The following is a 19,879-nucleotide window of genomic DNA, read 5'->3' as shown; positions in this document are numbered from 1 at the left end:
CAAATGGTGTTATAACATAACAAAATAAGGAAAAACGTAGTGAATAAGAAATTGGTCTCTTTAGCGGTTGGTAGCTTGTTTGTTTCCCCAGTTTTTGCCGATACGCTTTCGAACCCTCAGATTGGCGTGGTACTAGACGGTTACTATCAAGATGGCCAGCGTCATAACTCAGAGCGTGAAGAAGGTTTTGGTCTGGGTCATACTGAGCTAAACATGTCTGCAAACATCGATGATAAATTCCACGGCGCACTGACGGCGGTTCTAGAAAGCCACGGTGACGAAACCGAGCTGATGCTTGAAGAGGCGTTTATCGAGACTCTGGCACTACCATATGGCTTAAATGTACGTGCAGGTCGCTTCCTGTCTGACTTTGGTTACTTGAACAACCAACACATGCACACGGACAGCTTTGTTGAGCGTCCAATTGCTTACCGTACTTTCCTTGGCTCGCATTACTACGATGACGGTGTGCGCGCAAACATCGTTCTTCCGACAGACCTATATGTGAAGTTGGGTGTAGAAGCACTAAGCGGCAGCAAGATGTCTTCTGTTGAAGATGGTTCTGAAGTTGGCGTTTACACGACAACACTTAAGCTTGGCAGCGATTTCTCTGAGTCTTCAAGCTGGCAGTTTGGCCTGAGCTACCTGCGTAACGAAAACGGTAAGGTAACAGAATTTGAAGACCATGATCACGGCCACGCAGATGAGCATGATCATGACCATAGCCACGCAGCTGCGGTAACGGGTGAAAACTTATACGGTGCAGACTTTGTATGGAAGTGGGCACCAGATGGTAACTACAAGTACAGCAACTTCACGCTATCTGCGGAATACATGTTGCTAGACGGTGTGGTAGACAGCAAATACAAGAACGATGCTGAGTCGCCAGACAACCTAAGCGCATACTACGTATCGGGTGTTTATCGCTTTAACCCAAGCTGGTCAGCAGGTCTACGTTACGGTGAAGCAGAAAGTTACGATGGTCACGCGCACGGCGACCACATGCACTTCACAGCACTGAATGATAAAGAAATGGATGCGATGATCGCATGGGATTCTTCTCACTTTGGTACTATCCGTGCGCAATACTCTCGCATTGATAATCAAGACAGCGAGACAGACAACGTATTCACTCTGCAATACGTGATGACATTTGGAGCGCACGGTGCACATGCGTTCTAAGCTGACATTAAACAAATGCAGTTTAGCGATGATGGCGGCGGGGGCTGCCATCATCTCTTCACCTGCTTTGGCTCTTAATATCTTTGTTTGTGAGCCAGAATGGAAAGCCCTTCTCGAAAGTCACGCCCCAGACGCGACCATCTATTCCGCGACCACCGCCAAGCAAGATCCTCATTATGTACAAGCTCGCCCTTCTTTGATTGCAAAGATGCGTCAAGCCGACATGGCAATGTGTTCTGGTGCGGAGTTAGAAGTAGGATGGTTGCCTATGTTGCAAGTTCGCAGTAGCAATGGTGCGGTACAAAACGGCTCACAAAGTATGATCTACGCGACCGATTTCGTGCGCATGTTAGACACTCATGATCATGTCGACCGCAGCATGGGGGACATTCATGCGCACGGAAACCCACATGTGCAGTTTGCGGCGAATGACATGGTTGCGATTTCGCGTGCTGTAACAGAACGTTTGAAGAGCATCGATCCTGAGAACGCACAAAGCTATCAAGTGAATGGTATGAAGTTCCGCGCTCACTGGCGTAAAAAGCTTAATGAGTGGAATAAGAAAGCTGCGCCATTAAGGGGTAAACAAGTGGTGGGTTATCACGAAACCTACCGTTATCTATACGATTGGCTTGGCATGGAACAAATCGCTGACCTAGAGCCAAAGCCGGGCATTTCTCCTACCACTTCTCACCTTCAATCTTTAACTAAGTTGGACTCGGATTCTTTTGAAGCGATTGTCTACTCGTCGCATCAAGACCAGCGTCCAGCAAACTGGCTACAGAAACAAACCAATAAGCCGCTGATTCAGCTGCCTTTAACGGTTTCTGATGGCGAAAGCTTGGATGAAATGTACGACCAAGTTATCGATGATTTGTTGGATGTGCTCGTGCAACCTGTTCCGGTGAAGATCTAAGCCATGGCAGATTATGCATGGCTATTACCAGCGGTGCTGTGTGGCTTGATTGCTCTGGTTGGTAACGTGGTGCTCGGGCAGCAAGTGTTAAAACGCCAAATTATCTTTATTGATTTGGCGGTGGCACAAGTTGCAGCTTTGGGAGCTGCGCTGAGTCACTATTGGTTGAACCAATACGATCTCTTTTCTGGTTCTTTCTTTGGTGAAATGGTTGGCCCTTGGGTGATGTCGTTATTGCTTTGCTGTCTGATCGCCTTAATGGAAAAGCGCTACCAACAGCATTTAGAGCCAATGATTGGCAGCTTGTTTGTGGTGTCGGCGTCACTGGCGATATTACTGGTGAGCAAAGACCCGCACGGTGCCGATTTTATTCAAGGCATTCTCAACGGGCAGTTATTGTGGTCGACATGGGATGATGTTTGGCCTTTGGCATTAATCACCGCAGCGATGTTGTTATTGGTATGGGTGAAGCCAGAGTTCATGCAGGGCAGTGGCTTCTATCTCATCTTCGCGATATTAATGCCGATTACGGTCAAGCTAACGGGCATCTATTTGGAATTTGCCTTGTTGGTGATTCCGGCCTTGTGTGCGGCGGCACTGAAAGGAACAAGATTCTTCGTTGCAAGCATCAGTATTGGCATTGTTGGGATATTGTCGGGTATCGCGGCGTCAGCGCGTTATGACTTGCCAAGTGGGGCGAGTATCGTAATCACCTTGTTCATCGCGGGCATGTTGTTCAATCTTTTGCTTCAGCCTTGGTTGTCAAAAGCGCAATCCGTTTATGAAGAGACGGCATGAAAACAGGCTGAGGAATCTACTCGAACTTTGGCCTAATGATAAAAAGGCTCCGCGTGAACGGAGCCTTTTGTTTAGCACTGCTTTTTCTTATTAGTAACCTTGCTAGTTATTAACTGATTACTTAGTTACTTATCTCCTACTATCTTAGCAAGATTTGAACAGAGGTAGAGTCTGAGGTTGGATTGAATCTGTCAAAGTGTTATCCAGCGCAGGGAATAATTGATTAATTCCCGTTTCAGACAGCCCTAACCATGCCATTAAGCTCGCATGAAGCTGATCAGAAGAGATAGTTGGAATCACACGACCACGTGAAAGCAAGTAAGGGCTCGTCTCAGATAAGTCTGGATATTCACCCACAATTGCTTTTCCGGCTACACCGCCGCCCATGACTAATGCATGGCTTGCCCAGCCGTGGTCAGTCCCATCTGTACCGTTCGGAATCAGAGTTCGACCAAATTCAGAATGCGTAAACGTCGTCACTTGCTCAAACAAACCGTTGTTCTCAAGTGCCAATTGGAAAGCGGCCATGGCTTCTGCCAGTTCTTGTAGCAAACCTGTTTGGCGGCTGATTTGAGCTGAGTGAGTATCGAACCCGCCCAACTTACAGCTAAAGTACTGCGCAGGATGTTGGAACTGGTCCTTATGTAGCAGCAGTTTAAAGACCGCTTTCAATTGTTTACCGATGCGCGTTTCTGGGAATGCGTCGGGGATCTCGGCATTTAGAATCGCACTGAACTGCTCGTACATTCTGGTTGAGTCCACAGCAACGCCCGCATAATGAGACTGGAAGACATTGCCGTAGCTGCCCGTGCTTTGCAGCTGATCGAACAGATCGCGTGAGCGTTGATCGTTGAAAATATCACTTGGTGGCTGAGAACCGACCGAGTTGGATTGGGCTTCAATACAGTTCGTCCATACTTGTGTGCCGCCAATATCAAACATCGGTGACAACTCGTTCAGACTACGCAGCATAGAGCCAAGCTCCGTGGATGTCTTAGCGCCAAAGCCTTCTTTCGACAGTGACTTGGTGGCGTGAGACTGCACCATAGTGGATTGATGCGAGTGACTGAACAGGTGCGCCGGACGAGTGCTTTCATCGTAAATCACATTGTTTACGCGCTGAGTCAACGGGCCGAGGTTCACCACAGGCACAAGGTTAGCACTGTCCCAATAAGGTTTGAGTGCTGCCATTGCTGGGTTAAGTGCCAGTTTGGCCTCGTCGTTTACTGCGTCTAAATAGATACAGGTTGTCTCATCCAAAGCCAAGTTGCCACGTAGCGCGCGGTATTGGCTGTTGGCGTTAGCGGCGGTTGGGATAAGCATGTTGTAGCCATCATTACCGCCCGCAAGGTCGATACCAACCACAGCGCGATAGCCATTCTTGCATTGGTTAAACGAATCAGCGAAGGCTGGAAATGCAGCAAGGTTAAGCGCAGAAATCCCCACACCAGCGGAACCTGCTTGTAAAAATCGACGTCGAGTTAAGTTCATGGTGATTACCCCTGTGTGATGAATTCTGGTGAAAGCAGTGCGTTCATAACGAGATTCTTGATCTCTTTACGCCATTTAGATTGGCGGCTTGGGCACTGAGCGAGGTAATCGAGGTAGCATTGACGTGCTTGCTCACTCATTTGGTAAGCAAATAAATGCTCGTTGAGGTAATCCACAACGCCTTCGTCGTCAAAAGCAAGGTAACGGGTGAATAGCGCTTCATCCATGTACCAATCTTTGGTTTCTTCTTCAAAACGAGCGATTAACTCGCGGAATTGAATGCCGTATTGATAGATGTCGTGCCATTGGTAAACATTGAACTCGGGGGCAACCAGACCATTAAAATCAGGGTGGTTTGGCGCATCATCCGGTTGGTAGTAATAGAACACAGAAGGGGCAGACAGAGGCAGCGTTCGGTTATACCAGTTGAACTGCTTCGGCCACATCATCACACCGTCACGTCGCTTCACTTGTAGCGCGCGCATCGCATGCGTAAATACAGACAGTGGATCACGCAGTTTACCTACTGTGTTACCAGAACGCAGGGCATCTTTGTCGGTTAAAATCGCGATTACTAGCGTTTGCATATCGCCATCGGAGCGCTTGAATGCGCGGCGCACACGGCGAACGTAGCCCGCTCTAGGGTTGCTGGTCACAAGCTTATTGATGAAGAACTTGGTCACAAAGGTGTAAAGCGTGTTTTGGTTCATCAAGAGTTCAATCACGGCTTCCAGTTCATCTACTGCGCTTACGCCGGCAGGGAACTTCTTACCAAGAATGCGTTTTTCACCCATGTCGTGTTCGCCACGCGGTTCCATTGGCTGGCTGTATTTGTCGTTACCGCGAATGTCGATGAATTTCCAACCTGTAAAGACACGAGCCAGTTCTTCAATGTCTTCTTGGGTGTATGATGCAACTTCGTTACCTTCGGCATCCAAGCGTACTTCACCGTTATTACGCAGTTTGACTGGACCAAGCGTGAACAGCTGTAACAGCTCTCGTGCGTAGTTTTCATCTGGGGCCGTGAGCTCATTAGAAACGTTGTTTACGAAGGTCAGATATTCACCCATGATTGGCGATGTCGACACAAAACGAATCACATCTCGGAAGTTAGCAAAAGCGTTATCGAGCAACCCATCAAAGTATTGGCACATGTAGCGACGCTTAGAGGCGGCACTGAACGCCGGATCTTTCACGCTCACCACAAAGAGTTGGGAGAGGGTATATGCGATGCGTTGGCGCAGGATGTCTTGCCCTTCCACTGTCATGCGCGTCCAACTGCTGGCGTAGTATAGACCTTGCCCCAAGTCAGGTACGTTAAGCTCATCTTGCTCGAAGTGCGTCAACCAAGAAGAAGAGGGAATAAGTGTTTGTTGAGCGACCCAGTTTTCAATGTTTCCTGATTGAACAAGGTCATTAATGTCACGTCGGGACCCCCCAAATGTGCATTGTTGCAGCGTTCTTGCTGCGTCTATGTAAGCCTGATTCATTTTATCTCCCGTAGGTATTCTTATCTTTGTCAGGTAAGGCGTCTCTTTTCACGTCCATGTTTAAAAACACGCTGTATCTTTAAAATCGTAATCCAGATTTTTGATATCAAGAATGTAATACCCACAGGTTTAATGTGACTTTGCTGCCTAATCTAAAAATTATTCTTCTGAGCTTTAAATGAAAGGCGAGTTATTCAACAAAAAGCGCATTTGTTACACAGGTTGTTCGGCAGAACGGTGACGGAAACGAACTATTTGGCAAACCATCATCAAGTTGTCTTGATTAGTTCACATCCGGCTCCCAGACTGTTTCTATAGTTTTTATAAGATATGAAAGACCCTGCGTATGAGAAGCGCAGCTGTAACGCGACTAGGCATAAAAACAAAAAACGCTAGGGATACAAGCGAATTTGTAATCTCAACATTTAAGGAAGACCAAGATGAAACCGGAAAAAGTAGCAGTAGTCACTGGTGCGGCTCGTGGTATTGGCCAAGCGATTTGTGAGCAATTACTGGAGGATGGATTCCACGTTGTCGGGCTAGATATATCGCCCGTGGAGTGGAGCCAGTCGGCGCAGCTAAGCAGTTATCAAGTCAACTTGTGTGATGCAGCCGCCGTCAGCGAAGTGGTAGAAAGTATCGTAGAGCAGCACGGAAGAATCGATGCGCTGGTAAACAACGCGGGCATCACTCGCGATGCACTGTTGCCAGACATGTTAGAGCAAGATTGGGACAGCGTTATCGACGTGAACCTAAAAGCGGTGTTCTTACTCACCCAGCGCGTTGCCCCTGTCATGCTAGAGCAGGGCTCAGGCAGCATTGTCAGCATATCTTCTATCGTGGGAACGGATGGCAATATCGGCCAGAGCAACTACGGCGCAAGTAAAGGTGGTGTGATTTCAATGAGCAAAGGCTGGGCGAAAGAGCTATCAAGAAAGGGCGCGCAAATCCGCGTCAATTGCGTCGCGCCAGGCTTTATCGCCACCGATATGACCAAGAACCTACCAGAGAAAGTCATTCAAATGATGGAAGGCAAAACCCCACTAGGCCGAATGGGCTCAGTCCAAGACATCGCCAATGGCGTCTCCTTCCTCACCTCTGACAAGAGCGCCTACATAACAGGCCAAGTGCTCAAGATTGACGGTGGGTTAGTGCTTTAATCCAAGAACTAAAGACTCAAATAACAAACGCCCTTCATCTGAGTGAAGGGCGTTTTTGGAGTTAATTTGAAGTACATTTGTTAATTATGAGCCGCTTACTATTTTGTGCCCTTTAGGCTTTTGAGCATCGAGCCTACTTGGTCGAGACCATCAAATGTACTCGGCAGTTTTTCAGAGTCCGACAAGATGCCGCTAAAGATTAAATTCTCAAATTTTTCTAAAGCTGTTGGATCATCTTGTTTTATTGTCGAAGAATATTCAGCGTATTTCTGGATAAACTGACATAAAGTTTGTCTTAGTTCTATCTGTATAATCTGTGTCTTCACAGATTTGTAATTGTGAAGAACAATCCTGAAAAAATAAATTAGAACTAGCTCTATTGATATGAGAGGGGCTAGGTTGAACAAATTTGTCCACTTAAAGTTAACTGGGGTTGTTGCACTTAAATTAGCTGAAAATTGGATTAACAGAGGAGTGATTATAAGAGCTCCGAATACATAGAGAGTCCTCAACAAGGCTTTGCGTTCGTTCTCTTTTTTATCGGCAAGTTCACTAAATCCTTTGTAAAGACCAACAAAATTATAACCAGTCGTAAAATGATCTAGCTTTTTTGCAAGAGCCTCAACAGCACGTTCCTTCTGCTCGAGTTCCACATCCCATTTTTCTTTCAAATCATGTGCATTCTGCATCTTTTCGTCAAAGCTTCTGACAGCATCTAAACCTTGGCTATTTACAAACTTTTTAGTCATTTCTGCCGGCATCATGTATGACGCATAAATGATCTGAGAGCTCACCTCACTATCTAATTTGGTTGCGTCATTTTGAATTGCAGTTTTTAGTGCTCTTAACTCGAATGAAATGGATTTTCCATTACCCACAAAAAAATCAAACTCGCATAGAAACCGGTAAGCGGCTGTGTAGATAGAGTTTAGCTCCTCTATTGAATCAGCTCTGTACGAACCTAATTCTTCAATGAACCGATCACCAATCCACTCTATATTGAATTGACATTTTTCGCTCCACTTATCGGGTTGATGCATTATGTACCCAACAATTTGTTGGGCCCTTTCTAGACGCACTTGAAAGACTTTATATTCGCCATCAAATGCAGATAGCTTCGCCTGCTTGGTAAACGAAGCCATTGCCATTGTACTAGATTCGCTACTGAAGAACATTTTTTCACCGAACAATAAGTTTCTGATACATAAATATTTTCAGATTGTACTAACATTCGGGATGTCAAAATAGACATAGAAAGTTCAAAGTAACTGTTTATTGAAAACAGGGTCTACCTTTCACGCACGTAAGTGGTTTGAACTAAGGTATCCAAAACAACGTCACTCTTGGTGACTTTGAAGTTCAATGGTTGTTCCAAATCCCCAAATAGAGGTGCGCCGCCGCCAAGTAGGATAGGGAAGCGCGTGATCACCATTTCATCGATAAGATCTTCTTTCAGGAAGTTCTGAATCGTTACACCGCCGTCGATGTAAAGGTCGTTAAAGCCTTTTGCGTTTAGATCCGCAAGCACATCTTTTAGCTCTCCTTTTACTAGAAAGACTTTGTCTTCGTAGCCTTGTGGCACTTCCGTCATGGTGTTGCTGAGTACAAACACAGGTTTGCTGTATGGCCAATCGCAATCAAAGCTCAGTACGACATCTAGGGTGTTGCGCCCCATTACCAAGCCATCAATACGCTCCATCAGTGAGAAGAAGCCAGTATCAATGTTGTCTGGATTTGGTACTGAATGTAGCCAGTCAAGTTTGCCCTGCTTATCTGCTATGTAACCGTCCAGACTGGTTGCAATAAATACGATATTTGCCATGAGTACCTCATCAAAATGGTGATGCTTGAGCCAAGCTAAAGTATGGTTTAGAATTAATTCTACAATGTAGAATAACTCTAAGTTTATCGGGAAGATCAAATGTCTGTCAACGAAAAGAAACGCGGGAGACCAGCCGCTAAGCAGTCGCAGTTAAGCGCAGAAAGCATCCTAGATTCAGCTAAGTTATTGATGAAAAAGGATGGCAAGGTACCAAGCATTCGCTCGTTAGCGACGCAACTAAATGTGGATCCTATGGCGATCTATCACTACTTCAAAAACAAGAATGCGTTGCTTGAAGCGTTGACCACATCGCTGGTGGAGGAAATTTATCAACCGAAAGTGAATGAAGATTGGCAAGGCGAACTCAAAAACTTGTGTGTTAGCTACATTGAACTGCTGCGTGAGTACAACGGGTTATTGCAAACTATGCTGAGCATGACATCTCATGGCCCTGCTCAAGTGTTTACTGAGCGCTATCAAATCATTGTTCAGCCTTTGGTATTGTCTCCGCAAGTGGAGAAAGACAGTTTGGATCTATTGGCAGATTACCTACACGGGTTCGCGTTCTCGATCAGTTGTTGCCACGATACGAGTTTGATTCAGACGGAGATGATGGATGGGCCGTTGAATCTGATCTGTTCTTCGTTACTAGCATCTCGAACCTAGTTCACATTAACGTGTACTTTTTACTTATAGCGTGAAAGAAATTCCCATAACCAAAGGTTCTAACTAAAAGAGATTGCAGGACTTTTATTTGGCGAATTCGACCTAATATCTTGAGTATGCCCAATCGCAGTTGGCGAAGTGGTGATTTTAATAATGCTTGCTGGCGCGCAAAAGCCGTCAGTTTGAAGATGCATTCAAACACAATAAGGGATAACAATGACTAACGAATACATTCCACCAAAAGTTTGGACAAACGATAATGAAAACGGCGGTCAGTGGGCGAGCATCAACCGTCCGGATTCTGGCGCACGTCATGAGCAAGAGCTTCCAATTGGTGAGCACCCATTCCAACTCTACTCAATGGGTACACCAAATGGTCAGAAAGTGACGATCATGTTTGAAGAGCTTTTGGCAGCAGGCGTAACGGCAGCAGAATACGATGCATACCTGATTAAGATTGGCGATGGCGACCAGTTTGGTTCTGGCTTTGTGTCAGTTAACCCGAACTCAAAGATTCCTGCGTTGGTAGACCGTTCAGGTGCCGAGCCAGTGAACGTGTTCGAATCTGGTAACATCTTGTTTTACCTAGCAGAGAAGTTTGGTCACTTCCTACCAACAGAAGGCGCGAAACGTGCCGAGGTAATGAACTGGTTGTTCTGGCTTCAAGGCTCTGCGCCATACCTAGGCGGTGGCTTTGGTCACTTCTACGCGTACGCACCAGAGAAGTTCGAATACCCAATCAACCGCTTCACGATGGAAACAAAACGTCAGCTAGATGTACTCGACAAGCGTCTTGCAAACAATGAATTCCTAGGTGGCGATGAGTACAGCATTGCTGATATCGCAACTTGGCCTTGGTACGGCAACCTTGTATTGGGTCGTGCTTACGATGCGGCTGAATTCCTAGACGTAGCAAGCTACAAAAACGTTATGCGTTGGGCGAAAGCGATTGATGAGCGTGAAGCGGTAAAACGTGGTCGCATTGTTAACCGCGCATGGGGTGAAGAGTGGGAGCAAGTGGCAGAGCGTCATAGCGCAGCAGATATCGATGCGGCGCTAGCAAAAAAGCCTGAATAATTGCCCTTTCTGAATGAGTTAAAAGGAATGCTTCGGCATTCCTTTTTTGTTGTATCAAAGCTCAGCTTTCTCAAGTAAGAAGTCGATGAGTACGCGGACGCGCTTTGCCTTTTGAGTATTCTTGTGAAAGTAGACATACAAACCCGAGTAGGGCTGCCAGTATTCCTCAAGCACAGGCACGATTTCACCTTTCTTAAAGCCTTCTTCGACCATTGGCGTCACGATACGCCCAATCCCCAAGCCGTTGTGCGCAGCATCTATCATCACATCCGTATCATTCACAATGAGGGCAGTTGGCATGTTGACGGTAATGGTCTCGCCTTGATTATTTAGATTCAGTGGAGCGACTTGATTCGACGAAATAAATCGGTACTGAATCAGCTTGTGTTGCTTCAAATCATCGGGTGTTTTGGGTAAGCCATATTGCTCAACGTAGCCCGGTGAGGCGAATAACGCTTCTTTCACTGGGAGTGTTAGTTGGCGTGCGATCATGCCTTCTTCTACTCGGTCACCAAAGCGGATACCCATATCAAAGCCGTCACGAATGATGTCGATGGCTTTGTCTGAAACGGAAATCTCCAATTGAATGCTTGGGTAACGTTGGCAGAACTCAATGTAGATGGGTTTGAGTAGCGATTGATACACAAATCGAGGCACGGTAATACGGACTTTACCCGAAGGAACTCGGCTCAAATCGCTGACACTTTCGACAGCAAGGTTTAACTCTGACATCGAGGCGAGCGTGCGCTCATAGAGCAACTGTCCCGCTTCTGTTAACTCAATGCGGCGAGTGGTACGCGTAAACAGAGGCAAGCCGAGTTGCTCTTCTAGCATTTTTAACGCTTGGCTCACCGAGGGTGGGGCGATCTCTAATTTACGTGCTGCGGCGGTGATGCTGCCTTCTTGCGCAATGGTATGGAACATCATTAATTGGTTGTAGGTCGTGCCGTTCATGCCTTTTCCCGAGTGATGTGTTTATCTTTAGTTTCTACCTAATAATGATTTAAGTAAAGAGCGTCTAAAACTAAAGGTCACTTCGGCGTATTCTCTACTCATCGGTTAACGCTTCGAAACAGAGGAATCACGATGAGCAAAGTACTGGTAATTTCAGGTCACCCAAACCTAGATGAGTCATACACAAACACCGTTATCATAGACGAGCTAAAAGCGGGACTGAATGATGTTGAAGTTCGCCGCCTAGATACTCTGTACCCGAACTATCAAATTGATGTTGAAGCAGAGCAAGCGGCGCTCGTGAGTGCGGATGTGGTTGTGCTTCAATTTCCATTCTACTGGTACTCGTCGCCAGCCTTGCTGAAAAAGTGGGTGGATGATGTATTCAATTTCAACTTCGCTTACGGCCCAGAAGGCGACAAGTTGAAAGGCAAAGATTTCATTCTTTCCTTTACGGTAGGTGGCCCTGAAGAGTCTTACGATCCACTTGGCTACAACCACTTTACTATTGAGCAGTTTGTTTACCCATTCCAACAAACCGCTTACTTGGCAGGAATGAACTACCGTAAGCCAATTTACACGCACCGCATGGTTTATATCCCAAATGTGTACAACAAATTGGAAGAGGTGCAAGCGCGTGCAAAAGATCATGCGAGCCGTTTGTTGGCGCAGATTGAAGAGATCACGGCTTCACCAGAAAGTCGTATGCAGAAGTTTGTTGCAGAGTGGTTTGCCAAGTTCGATGTACTGGAAGAAGACACAGAGTTCTTTACCGACAAGCTAGCACAAGACGTGAAGTGGTCGATGCCAGAGGGAGAATTCTTAGGGCATGACGGTTTCCGAGATTGGTACGCGATTGCTCGTGCGACCTTCAAACCAAACTGCGATCACGACGTTCAGCAGATCGAAGTGAAACCAAATGGTGATCGTTTCCAAGTGGAACTGCGTATTCGATTAACAGCAGACAGTTATGAAGATTCGATGATGAAAGGTGAAGTCGTTAATCTAACCGTTAACGAGACGTGGCAAGTTTCGATTGAGGAATCAGGCTCCATCACAATTCATGAATACAACGTTGTTCCAGTGGTGAGTTAGTTACCCTTGACCAATAACTCATTGCTTTATTTGCCCCAAGCCTTTGCGCTTGGGGCTTTTTTATGTGTAAGAACTTAACTTACTGGCTCGCAATACAACGCGATGACGCGTAAAAAACGAGCGCCAAATGGACGCTCGTTTCTCATCTTTATGCTCTACCGCTTTTACTAGGCTACAGATTGTTTCTGTGCGGTGTTTTGATAAGCAGGCAATTCTGATCTCAAACCTTTGATCAAACTGACACACATCAGCAATAGAACAAAGGTGAATGGCAAGCCTGTTGCCACGACGCCGGATTGAAGCGCTTGCAGTGCTTCTTTACCACCGATCCAAAGCATAACCGCGGCGATAGAGCCTTCAATACATGCCCAGAAAATACGCTGTGGTACAGGTGCATCAATTTTACCGCCAGCCGTGATGCTATCGATAACCAATGAACCTGAGTCTGATGAAGTGATAAAGAACACTAAAATCAGAACGATAGACAGAACAGAAATCACAGAGCTAAACGGCATTGCATCGTAAACGTGGAACAGCGTTAACGAGATATCTGTCAGGCCGTTCGCACCCAATTCACCTACTTTATTGACGACTTGGTCAAGTGCGATACCGCCAAATACCGCCATCCAAATCAGTGTCACAGTGGTTGGAATAACGATAACGGCAAATAGGAATTCACGAACGGTACGACCTTTCGAAACACGTGCGATAAACATACCAACGAATGGTGACCAAGATACCCACCATGCCCAGTAAAACACAGTCCAGCCGTGCATCCATTCCGTATCATCACGACCATGTGGGTTACTTAGTGCGAAGATGTCTTTTGCGTAAGCGACGGTTGTATCCCAGATTGAGGTTGTCGCTACATCAAAGCTAATAAACAACACGAAAGCCAGTAGGGCAAATGCCACTGCCATGTTGATGTTACTCAATAGCTTAACACCGCCGTCGATGCCTCGAACGACAGAAAGAACCGCAATAAAGGTCACGAACGCAATAACGATCATTTGCATGCCAATACCGCCATCCAAACCAAATACGTGGTTGATGCCGCTGGTGGCTTGCTGTGCACCCAAGCCAAGCGAAGTCGCTAGACCAAACAGGGTTGAAAGTACCGCAAGAATGTCGATTACGTGACCTAACCAGCCCCAAGCTCTATCACCAAATAGTGGGTAGAACGCAGAGCGCAAAGAAAGTGGTAAGCCTTTATTGAAGGCAAAGAAGGCCAGTGAAAGTGCAACGATGGCGTAAATCGCCCAACCGTGAATGCCCCAGTGGAACATGGTTGCACCCATAGCGAGTGATTTTGCTTCCTCGGTGTAAGGTTCTACGTTCAGTGGTGTGCCGTACCAATCAGTGAAATAAGCCGTTGGCTCCGAAACACTCCAAAATAGCAGACCGATACCCATACCCGCTGCGAACAGCATAGATAACCAAGAAGCTGTTGAGTGTTCTGCTTGCGCGTCTTTACCACCAATGCGGATTTTACCCAGCGGTGAAAGTAAGACTGCAATAGCAAATACGATGAAGAAGTTGGTAGACCACATGAAGAACACATCGAAGTCAGAAATGATGCTGTTCTTAACGCCGTTTAAGGCATCACGGGCTGTTGAAGGATCAACAATTAAAAGAGAAGCAAGACAGAGAAGAACAAGACCAGCACTAATCCCAAATACTGGATTGTGGATATCAAATCCCCATTTTTGAACGTTATCTTGACCAACCTGATAGTCGGTAGTGTCGATACTATATTTTTTTAGTGCATTATCCATAAATACAACATGTACGCTTTTTTAAATGTGTCTTTCCTGAACAAGAAAAACACTAAAACCGCCCTCCGATTGTTTTGAGTTCTAATTAAAAAATGCGACACGATCATAATGTTTTGTGTAAAACATTGCAAATCGATAGGGTTTTAAGGCTTTTAAACTGGTTTTAAGTCAGGTTTTTAGTGAAAAATGCAATGAGGTGTAATGTTTTGATGTGTAAATATTCGCTTGGTGTTGGAGAAGATTGTTTGACCAAAAGTAGCAACGTGACACGTGAGTAAAGGTTGGTAAGGCTCCAAAGAACGCAAGCGCTGAACTAGGGCTAATCAAAATTCATGATTTCAAGGGATTGGTTAACGAATAAGCACAAATTCCAACGAACTTCGCATTCTTTTCGACAAATATCGAGTAAACGTAACCAATCGTAACAGAGGTGCTGTAACTGAACAGCGTTTCCATATACTCGACTTAGTTTGTAAGTTGTAAGCCACAGAATGCTGCTATGAGAAAAAACACTTTATTCAATGCTACGTTAGCGACCACCTTGACTGCTGTTTCTGCGTTTAGTTTTGCTGCTCCTACCGTTGTTCCAAATGCCCCAGAGCTGAGCTCTCGTGGCTACGTATTAATGGATTACCACACTGGCACCGTGCTAGTGGAACGTGATGCCGACAAACGCCTAAACCCGGCAAGTTTGACTAAGCTGATGACCGCTTATGTTGCGGGTCAAGAGGTCAAGTCTGGCAACATTAGCCTAGACGATGAAGTGGTGATCAGCCGCAACGCGTGGGCGAAAAATTTCCCTGATTCTTCCAAGATGTTTATCGAAGTCGGTACGTCGGTTTCACTGTCGGATCTTTACCGTGGATTGATTGTTCAATCGGGTAACGACGCCAGTGTCGCTATCGCAGAACACGTTGCAGGTAGTGAAGCGGGCTTTGTTGGTTTGATGAACAGCTGGGCGAACCAACTTGGTCTATCAAACTCTGCATTTACCAACCCACATGGTTTGGATAGCGATGGTCTGTATTCAACGCCGCGTGACATTGCAACGCTAGGCCGTGCGATTATCCGTGATCTTCCTGATATCTACCCGTTGTACAGCGAGACTTCGTTTACCTACAACGGCATCACTCAATACAACCGTAACGGCTTGCTACGTGACCGAAGCATGAGCGTTGACGGCATGAAGACGGGTTACACCAGCGGTGCGGGTTACAGTCTCGCGACTTCAGCAACCAACGGTGACATGCGTTTAGTCGCGGTTGTGATGGGTGCGAAAAGCCCTAGCGTGCGTGAGTCAGAGAGTAAACAGCTTCTGAGCTACGGTTTCCGTTTCTTCGATACCGTTGTACCAACACAAGCAGGTAAAGAAGTAGCAACGGCACGCGTTTGGATGGGTAATCAAGACGAACTAAAAGTCGGTGTTGATCGTGATATCTACCTAACGTTGCCAAAAGGTGATGTGAACAAGCTGGAAGCCGAAGTGGAATACAATGGCGACCTAATGGCTCCAATTCAGCAAGACCAAGTTGTCGGCAAAGTGTTGTACAAAGTCGATGGCGACGTAGTCAAAGAAGCGGAATTGGTTGCGCTGGAACCTGTTGAAGAAGGCGGCATCTTTAAGCGCCTAATGGATTGGTTCAAACGTTTGGTTGCGAGCTGGTTCTAACTTCTCTTAATCCCATTCTAATTAAGCCGCATCTGAGTTTCAGGTGCGGCTTTTTCATTTTTCTCTCAAGCTCAGCCCTTTCTCCTTCTGACTTCACAGAAGAACATACACAAATGGCAATAAAACTTGCCATTAGAGCATTTGCCTAACCATGCGCTGAAACGTGACATTCATATAAATATCGATTCTTATGCATGCTTGGGAATGCATTTGATTAATGCTACGGTTTTCTTATAAATCAGATGCTTCTAAAAAGAAAAATCTAAATACAATCGAGATGGAACGTAATACTTCGTGAGAAAAAGCTATGTTGTCACCTTGTTAGCGGCGCTGCTTTGGGTAGTGGTCGCTTTCGCTTTGCACGATTACTGGCGTAAGGATTCGCCAAGTGAACATATCAAACAAACTGCCAGTCAAGATCCTCAAATTTTGCTTGCTAAAACAGCTCAAGGACAAGCGCTACTCGATGTGAGTTCGCTTATTTACAGTGATCCTGAAAGTGCGCAACAAGCGTTGGAAGCGGTCGGGAATGCCTTTTCGTCTGAGCTCGAAACCTCCTATGCCTTGTATCAGCAATATCGATTGGCTCGTGTGAATGATGAGCCTCTATTGGCGGCCGACTACCTTCAGCAACTTCAAGCCATTGCCCGAGAGAGCGATCAACCATGGCTTGATGCCGTGTTGCTAGCAGACAGTGCGAAAGAGCACACCTTGCACGGCCGAAATGATGTGGGCTTGAGCGAAATAAAACTCGCTATCGAAATAGCTGAGAAAGAGCACCTCAACTCGCTTTTGCCCAAGTTTTATAACGTCGCGGGCGCGTTGAGTAATGCGACAAACCAGCTGGTGGATGCCCAACGTTACTTCCTTGATGGCATTGATATCGCCGAACAAGTTGGGCAAGAGGCTTACAAAGGTACGATTTACAATAACCTTGGTCTGCTTTATCTGCACATCGAAAGCTGGGATAGAGCATTAGAGTTCATTCAAAAAGCGCAGCAAATTTACCTCAAGCGCCATGCCAAAGGGCACAAAGCCAGAGGGTTGCAGATCATGTATCTCAATGAGGCACATATCTACAATCGACAAGGTAAAGCCGAATTGGCTCGCACAGCGTATGAGAAGTCACAAGAGTTCTACAAACCTACGTCAACCAATCTGCGCCATCACCTTATTCAGCTGAAAGGCAAAGCAGATATGTTGCTGTTGGAAGAGCAATATCCGAAAGCGCTGGAAACGACTCAACAATGTGTGATGTTGCCTTCAGCGGCGGATTATCCGATTGAATATGGCCAATGTTATCTGATCATGTCCAAATGCCAATTGGCGATGGGAGATTTAGACAAAGCCATGCAGAGTGCAGCTTTAAGCGCTGCGGCTTTTCGCTCAATCGAGCATCAACGCTGGTTGATTCGAGTAGAAGAACAAAAGGCGAAGATATTTGAACAATTGGGTGAATACCAACAAGCGCTGAGCTCGTTTAAACACTTTTCCGTCGACAGCAAAAAGCAGTTGCTGGGCAAAGTGTATGACTTAGAACAGGCGTTTGCGACAGAGCATATTCAACGGGAAAGAGATTTGTTGGAAGTCGAAAAGCGCTTGGCGGAATCTGAATTGGACCAAGAAAAACTGCGCTTTCAGATTGCGATTATCTGGATTGCGATTTCAGCAGTGGTACTGGCGCTGACAGTGACGAAAGTGCTAGCCACGCAGCGCAAAAACCAAGAATTGGAGCAGCTCTCGTTGCTCGACCCTTTGACTCAATTACACAACCGACGCTATTACTACGCGCAGATTGATCATCCTGAGCACCTTGATGCCAAAGCGGAATACCGAGTGGTGTTGTTTGATATCGACAACTTTAAACAGGTAAACGATGTGTATGGACACGAAACGGGAGATCGAATTCTAGAAGGTTTTGCTGAACGTTTAAGAGTTCATGTTCAATCTCAAGAGTTACTGATTCGTTGGGGTGGGGAAGAGTTCTTAATGTTGTTGAAAACCACTGAGGATCTGGCCAAGCGTCTTGAGGAAATGCGCCAACACATTGGGGATGTTTCGTTTGAGACAGAAGAAGCGAGTTTGAATGTCACTACGTCTATTGGTGTCAGTCACGGCGGGTTAATCGAAACCTTCACCTACAACGATGAATACTTCCGCCGAGCAGATAAAAGTCTCTACGAGGCAAAACGTAATGGCAAGGATCAAGTGGTGTTTCCAGAACCACAGGCGGCTCAGTAGCCTTAAGAATTGCGCTGAAAATAGATAAAACACAGAGAACGAAACGGCAGATTGATACGGTCAATCTGCCGTTTTTATTTTGTGTTTCATGTTTTGGAGCCGGTGGTCGCCTACTCAATGTAGAGCACTCTTCAAGAGAACCATTCAGAACAAAAAACGGAGTTACGCGTGCGCAAGATTCTATCTTTGACTTTGGCTATGTCACTTACTGGTTGTGTGATGCCGCAGCATCAACCAATGGAAACAGGGCAGTGTGTGGGTGTGATGTCATCGCAAGATGCTTATGGCTACCTCAACCCAAATCACTACACCATGCAAGTGCTGGCCTTAAAGAAAGAAAAGGATGTCAAAGAGTACATTCGCTACATCGACCCTAAACATCCGGTGTGGGTAAACTGGAAAAACAGCCGTGGCACACGTTGGTATACGGTGACGGTTGGGGATTTCAAAACCAAGCAAGACGCCTACAACGCACTGTCTTCATTACCAAGTCGAGTTAAGCAATCTTCCCCGTTTGTCTTAACGTTTGCTGAGATGCAGCGCAAGCAAGAGACCAGCGTTGTGCGCATGCGCTAGTGCTGTTCCTTTCATTCCAATAAGCGCTTTATTGTTACACATCGAGCCTTTGCAATCGGTTGGAAAGGCTCAACCGAACCACCAGTCACCAATCTTCTTCAATGTACGCGCAAGATCACGCTTCTAACGCGCTTTTGACTTTACTTGTTATCGGGTATTTTCTAGTCTTCGCATCCCACTTTTTCTGTCGGAGTCACCATGAAGCAAGAAATGTACACCACCTACGCAAAGCAATACGATTTAGCCGCGCAAGATAACCTGTACAACGCGCATTTTGAGCGTCCAAACACCCTTGAACTAGTCGGTGATGTGGCAGGCAAAAAGGTGCTGGATTTAGGTTGTGGTTCTGGTATTTACGCGCAGCTTCTTCTTGAGCTGGGCGCAAGTTCAGTAACCTGCATCGACGCTGCACAAGAGATGATAGATATCGTAAAAGAAAAGCTTGGTAGCTTGGTCACCGCTTACGCGCAAAACTTGGCGCTCGGTTTACCGGAAGAGGCGGACGGACAGTACGACTTGGTCATTTGCCCGCTGATGGTTCATTACATTGAAGATCTGCGTCCCTTATTTAACGATATTCAGCGAGTATTAAAAGCTGGTGGCCAGTTTGTCTTCTCAACCCATCATCCATTTGCCGATTTTGAATGCTCGGCTTCTGGCAATTACTACGATAAAGAGTTGGTTGAAGATATGTGGAATACAGTAGGAGAACCAGTTCCTGTGGCATTCTACCGCCGTTCATTGCAAGACATTACCGATGCGATTACGGGCAGTAACATGGCGATGCTGGCGATTTCAGAAGGTAAGGTGAATGAAAAGATTCGTGAAATCTCGCAAGAGCATTACCAACGTTTGGCGACGTTCCCGAACTTCATCTTCATTAAATGTGTGGCGCTGAGCTAGTAAAATCCGTGAGTTCAGATAGAAAAAACGGAAGCGCAGAGGCTTCCGTTTTATGATCTTAGCG

The 19,879-nt window shown here is 46.1% G+C and carries 17 protein-coding genes; 11 read left to right on the top strand and 6 right to left on the bottom strand.

Annotation, left to right across the window (positions count from 1 at the left end):
* The first annotated feature begins 39 nt into the window (after window positions 1–39).
* Genes A9237_RS23820 through A9237_RS23810 form a run of 3 tightly spaced genes read left to right on the top strand, consistent with a single transcriptional unit; the run spans window position 40 to window position 2,896 of the window.
* Window positions 40–1,182: a hypothetical protein gene (locus A9237_RS23820; protein ID WP_078609873.1), complete on the top strand. Its 1,143-nt coding sequence runs from the start codon at window positions 40–42 to the stop codon at window positions 1,180–1,182.
* Window positions 1,172–2,098: a metal ABC transporter solute-binding protein, Zn/Mn family gene (locus tag A9237_RS23815; protein WP_078609872.1), complete on the top strand. Its 927-nt coding sequence runs from the start codon at window positions 1,172–1,174 to the stop codon at window positions 2,096–2,098. The genes A9237_RS23820 and A9237_RS23815 overlap by 11 nt, the downstream gene beginning before the upstream one ends.
* A gap of 3 nt (window positions 2,099–2,101) precedes the next feature.
* A complete protein-coding gene (locus A9237_RS23810) occupies window positions 2,102–2,896 on the top strand; it encodes a metal ABC transporter permease (RefSeq protein ID WP_078609871.1) in 795 nt (264 codons plus the stop codon).
* Window positions 2,897–3,040: 144 nt separating this feature from the next.
* Here A9237_RS23810 and A9237_RS23805 read toward each other — a convergent pair whose 3' ends face one another.
* Together A9237_RS23805 and A9237_RS23800 are read right to left on the bottom strand one after the other, a co-directional pair.
* Window positions 3,041–4,387 (bottom strand): DUF1501 domain-containing protein, encoded by a 1,347-nt coding sequence (locus tag A9237_RS23805; protein ID WP_078609870.1) that lies wholly within the window; start codon window positions 4,385–4,387, stop codon window positions 3,041–3,043.
* 5 nt (window positions 4,388–4,392) lie between these two features.
* Window positions 4,393–5,877: a DUF1800 family protein gene (locus tag A9237_RS23800; RefSeq protein ID WP_078609869.1), complete on the bottom strand. Its 1,485-nt coding sequence runs from the start codon at window positions 5,875–5,877 to the stop codon at window positions 4,393–4,395.
* 440 nt (window positions 5,878–6,317) lie between these two features.
* Between A9237_RS23800 and fabG the strand changes: the two genes are divergently transcribed.
* Entirely contained in the window at window positions 6,318–7,037 is a 720-nt protein-coding gene (gene fabG, locus A9237_RS23795; protein ID WP_078609868.1) for a 3-oxoacyl-ACP reductase FabG, read from the top strand.
* Window positions 7,038–7,135: 98 nt separating this feature from the next.
* Here the strand turns inward: fabG and A9237_RS23790 are convergent, their stop codons facing one another.
* Window positions 7,136–8,179: a hypothetical protein gene (locus tag A9237_RS23790; protein ID WP_237358440.1), complete on the bottom strand. Its 1,044-nt coding sequence runs from the start codon at window positions 8,177–8,179 to the stop codon at window positions 7,136–7,138.
* Window positions 8,180–8,325: 146 nt separating this feature from the next.
* A complete protein-coding gene (locus A9237_RS23785) occupies window positions 8,326–8,859 on the bottom strand; it encodes a dihydrofolate reductase family protein (RefSeq protein ID WP_039840396.1) in 534 nt (177 codons plus the stop codon).
* A 99-nt stretch (window positions 8,860–8,958) separates the two neighbouring features.
* On the opposite strand from A9237_RS23785, the gene A9237_RS23780 reads away from it, so the two are divergent.
* Together A9237_RS23780 and yghU are read left to right on the top strand one after the other, a co-directional pair.
* Window positions 8,959–9,525: a TetR/AcrR family transcriptional regulator gene (locus tag A9237_RS23780; RefSeq protein ID WP_078609866.1), complete on the top strand. Its 567-nt coding sequence runs from the start codon at window positions 8,959–8,961 to the stop codon at window positions 9,523–9,525.
* A 216-nt stretch (window positions 9,526–9,741) separates the two neighbouring features.
* On the top strand, window positions 9,742–10,602 hold the full coding sequence (gene yghU, locus A9237_RS23775) for a glutathione-dependent disulfide-bond oxidoreductase (RefSeq protein ID WP_078609865.1): 861 nt from the start codon (window positions 9,742–9,744) through the stop codon (window positions 10,600–10,602).
* A gap of 54 nt (window positions 10,603–10,656) precedes the next feature.
* Here yghU and A9237_RS23770 read toward each other — a convergent pair whose 3' ends face one another.
* On the bottom strand, window positions 10,657–11,556 hold the full coding sequence (locus A9237_RS23770) for a LysR family transcriptional regulator (RefSeq protein WP_041056762.1): 900 nt from the start codon (window positions 11,554–11,556) through the stop codon (window positions 10,657–10,659).
* 132 nt (window positions 11,557–11,688) lie between these two features.
* On the opposite strand from A9237_RS23770, the gene A9237_RS23765 reads away from it, so the two are divergent.
* Window positions 11,689–12,651 carry an NAD(P)H-dependent oxidoreductase gene (locus tag A9237_RS23765; RefSeq protein WP_078609864.1) on the top strand — a complete coding sequence of 321 codons (963 nt, stop codon included), beginning with the start codon at window positions 11,689–11,691 and terminating at the stop codon, window positions 12,649–12,651.
* A 167-nt stretch (window positions 12,652–12,818) separates the two neighbouring features.
* Here A9237_RS23765 and A9237_RS23760 read toward each other — a convergent pair whose 3' ends face one another.
* The gene (locus tag A9237_RS23760) at window positions 12,819–14,426 is read right to left on the bottom strand and encodes a BCCT family transporter (RefSeq protein WP_005439125.1); all 1,608 of its coding nucleotides are present in this window, start codon (window positions 14,424–14,426) and stop codon (window positions 12,819–12,821) included.
* 499 nt (window positions 14,427–14,925) lie between these two features.
* Between A9237_RS23760 and A9237_RS23755 the strand changes: the two genes are divergently transcribed.
* From A9237_RS23755 to A9237_RS23740, 4 genes are all read left to right on the top strand, one after another.
* Window positions 14,926–16,095 carry a D-alanyl-D-alanine carboxypeptidase family protein gene (locus tag A9237_RS23755; RefSeq protein ID WP_005439123.1) on the top strand — a complete coding sequence of 390 codons (1,170 nt, stop codon included), beginning with the start codon at window positions 14,926–14,928 and terminating at the stop codon, window positions 16,093–16,095.
* 294 nt (window positions 16,096–16,389) lie between these two features.
* A complete protein-coding gene (locus tag A9237_RS23750; RefSeq protein ID WP_078609863.1) occupies window positions 16,390–18,336 on the top strand; it encodes a tetratricopeptide repeat-containing diguanylate cyclase in 1,947 nt (648 codons plus the stop codon).
* Between the two features lie 168 nt (window positions 18,337–18,504).
* Window positions 18,505–18,912, top strand: a complete 408-nt coding sequence (locus A9237_RS23745; protein ID WP_009706270.1) for an SPOR domain-containing protein — start codon at window positions 18,505–18,507, stop codon at window positions 18,910–18,912.
* A 198-nt stretch (window positions 18,913–19,110) separates the two neighbouring features.
* Window positions 19,111–19,815: a class I SAM-dependent methyltransferase gene (locus A9237_RS23740; RefSeq protein ID WP_078609862.1), complete on the top strand. Its 705-nt coding sequence runs from the start codon at window positions 19,111–19,113 to the stop codon at window positions 19,813–19,815.
* Window positions 19,816–19,879: the final 64 nt, after the last annotated feature.

The organism is Vibrio owensii (assembly GCF_002021755.1).
In the GTDB taxonomy this organism is placed as follows: Bacteria; Pseudomonadota; Gammaproteobacteria; order Enterobacterales; family Vibrionaceae; genus Vibrio; species Vibrio owensii.
The sequence above is the reverse complement of the archived record's forward strand: the minus strand, read 5'-3'. Positions and strand labels throughout refer to the sequence as shown.

What these genes read in the sequence shown, in the direction of transcription:
- fabG (WP_078609868.1), top strand. Translation starts at nt 6,318, where the DNA reads ATGAAACCGGAAAAAGTAGCAGTAGTCACTGGTGCGGCTCGTGGTATT.
- A9237_RS23805 (WP_078609870.1), bottom strand. Translation starts at nt 4,387, where the DNA reads ATGAACTTAACTCGACGTCGATTTTTACAAGCAGGTTCCGCTGGTGTG.
- A9237_RS23780 (WP_078609866.1), top strand. Translation starts at nt 8,959, where the DNA reads ATGTCTGTCAACGAAAAGAAACGCGGGAGACCAGCCGCTAAGCAGTCG.
- A9237_RS23810 (WP_078609871.1), top strand. Translation starts at nt 2,102, where the DNA reads ATGGCAGATTATGCATGGCTATTACCAGCGGTGCTGTGTGGCTTGATT.
- A9237_RS23760 (WP_005439125.1), bottom strand. Translation starts at nt 14,426, where the DNA reads ATGGATAATGCACTAAAAAAATATAGTATCGACACTACCGACTATCAG.
- A9237_RS23790 (WP_237358440.1), bottom strand. Translation starts at nt 8,179, where the DNA reads ATGGCTTCGTTTACCAAGCAGGCGAAGCTATCTGCATTTGATGGCGAA.
- A9237_RS23815 (WP_078609872.1), top strand. Translation starts at nt 1,172, where the DNA reads ATGCGTTCTAAGCTGACATTAAACAAATGCAGTTTAGCGATGATGGCG.
- A9237_RS23755 (WP_005439123.1), top strand. Translation starts at nt 14,926, where the DNA reads ATGAGAAAAAACACTTTATTCAATGCTACGTTAGCGACCACCTTGACT.
- A9237_RS23800 (WP_078609869.1), bottom strand. Translation starts at nt 5,877, where the DNA reads ATGAATCAGGCTTACATAGACGCAGCAAGAACGCTGCAACAATGCACA.
- A9237_RS23770 (WP_041056762.1), bottom strand. Translation starts at nt 11,556, where the DNA reads ATGAACGGCACGACCTACAACCAATTAATGATGTTCCATACCATTGCG.
- yghU (WP_078609865.1), top strand. Translation starts at nt 9,742, where the DNA reads ATGACTAACGAATACATTCCACCAAAAGTTTGGACAAACGATAATGAA.
- A9237_RS23785 (WP_039840396.1), bottom strand. Translation starts at nt 8,859, where the DNA reads ATGGCAAATATCGTATTTATTGCAACCAGTCTGGACGGTTACATAGCA.
- A9237_RS23765 (WP_078609864.1), top strand. Translation starts at nt 11,689, where the DNA reads ATGAGCAAAGTACTGGTAATTTCAGGTCACCCAAACCTAGATGAGTCA.
- A9237_RS23740 (WP_078609862.1), top strand. Translation starts at nt 19,111, where the DNA reads ATGAAGCAAGAAATGTACACCACCTACGCAAAGCAATACGATTTAGCC.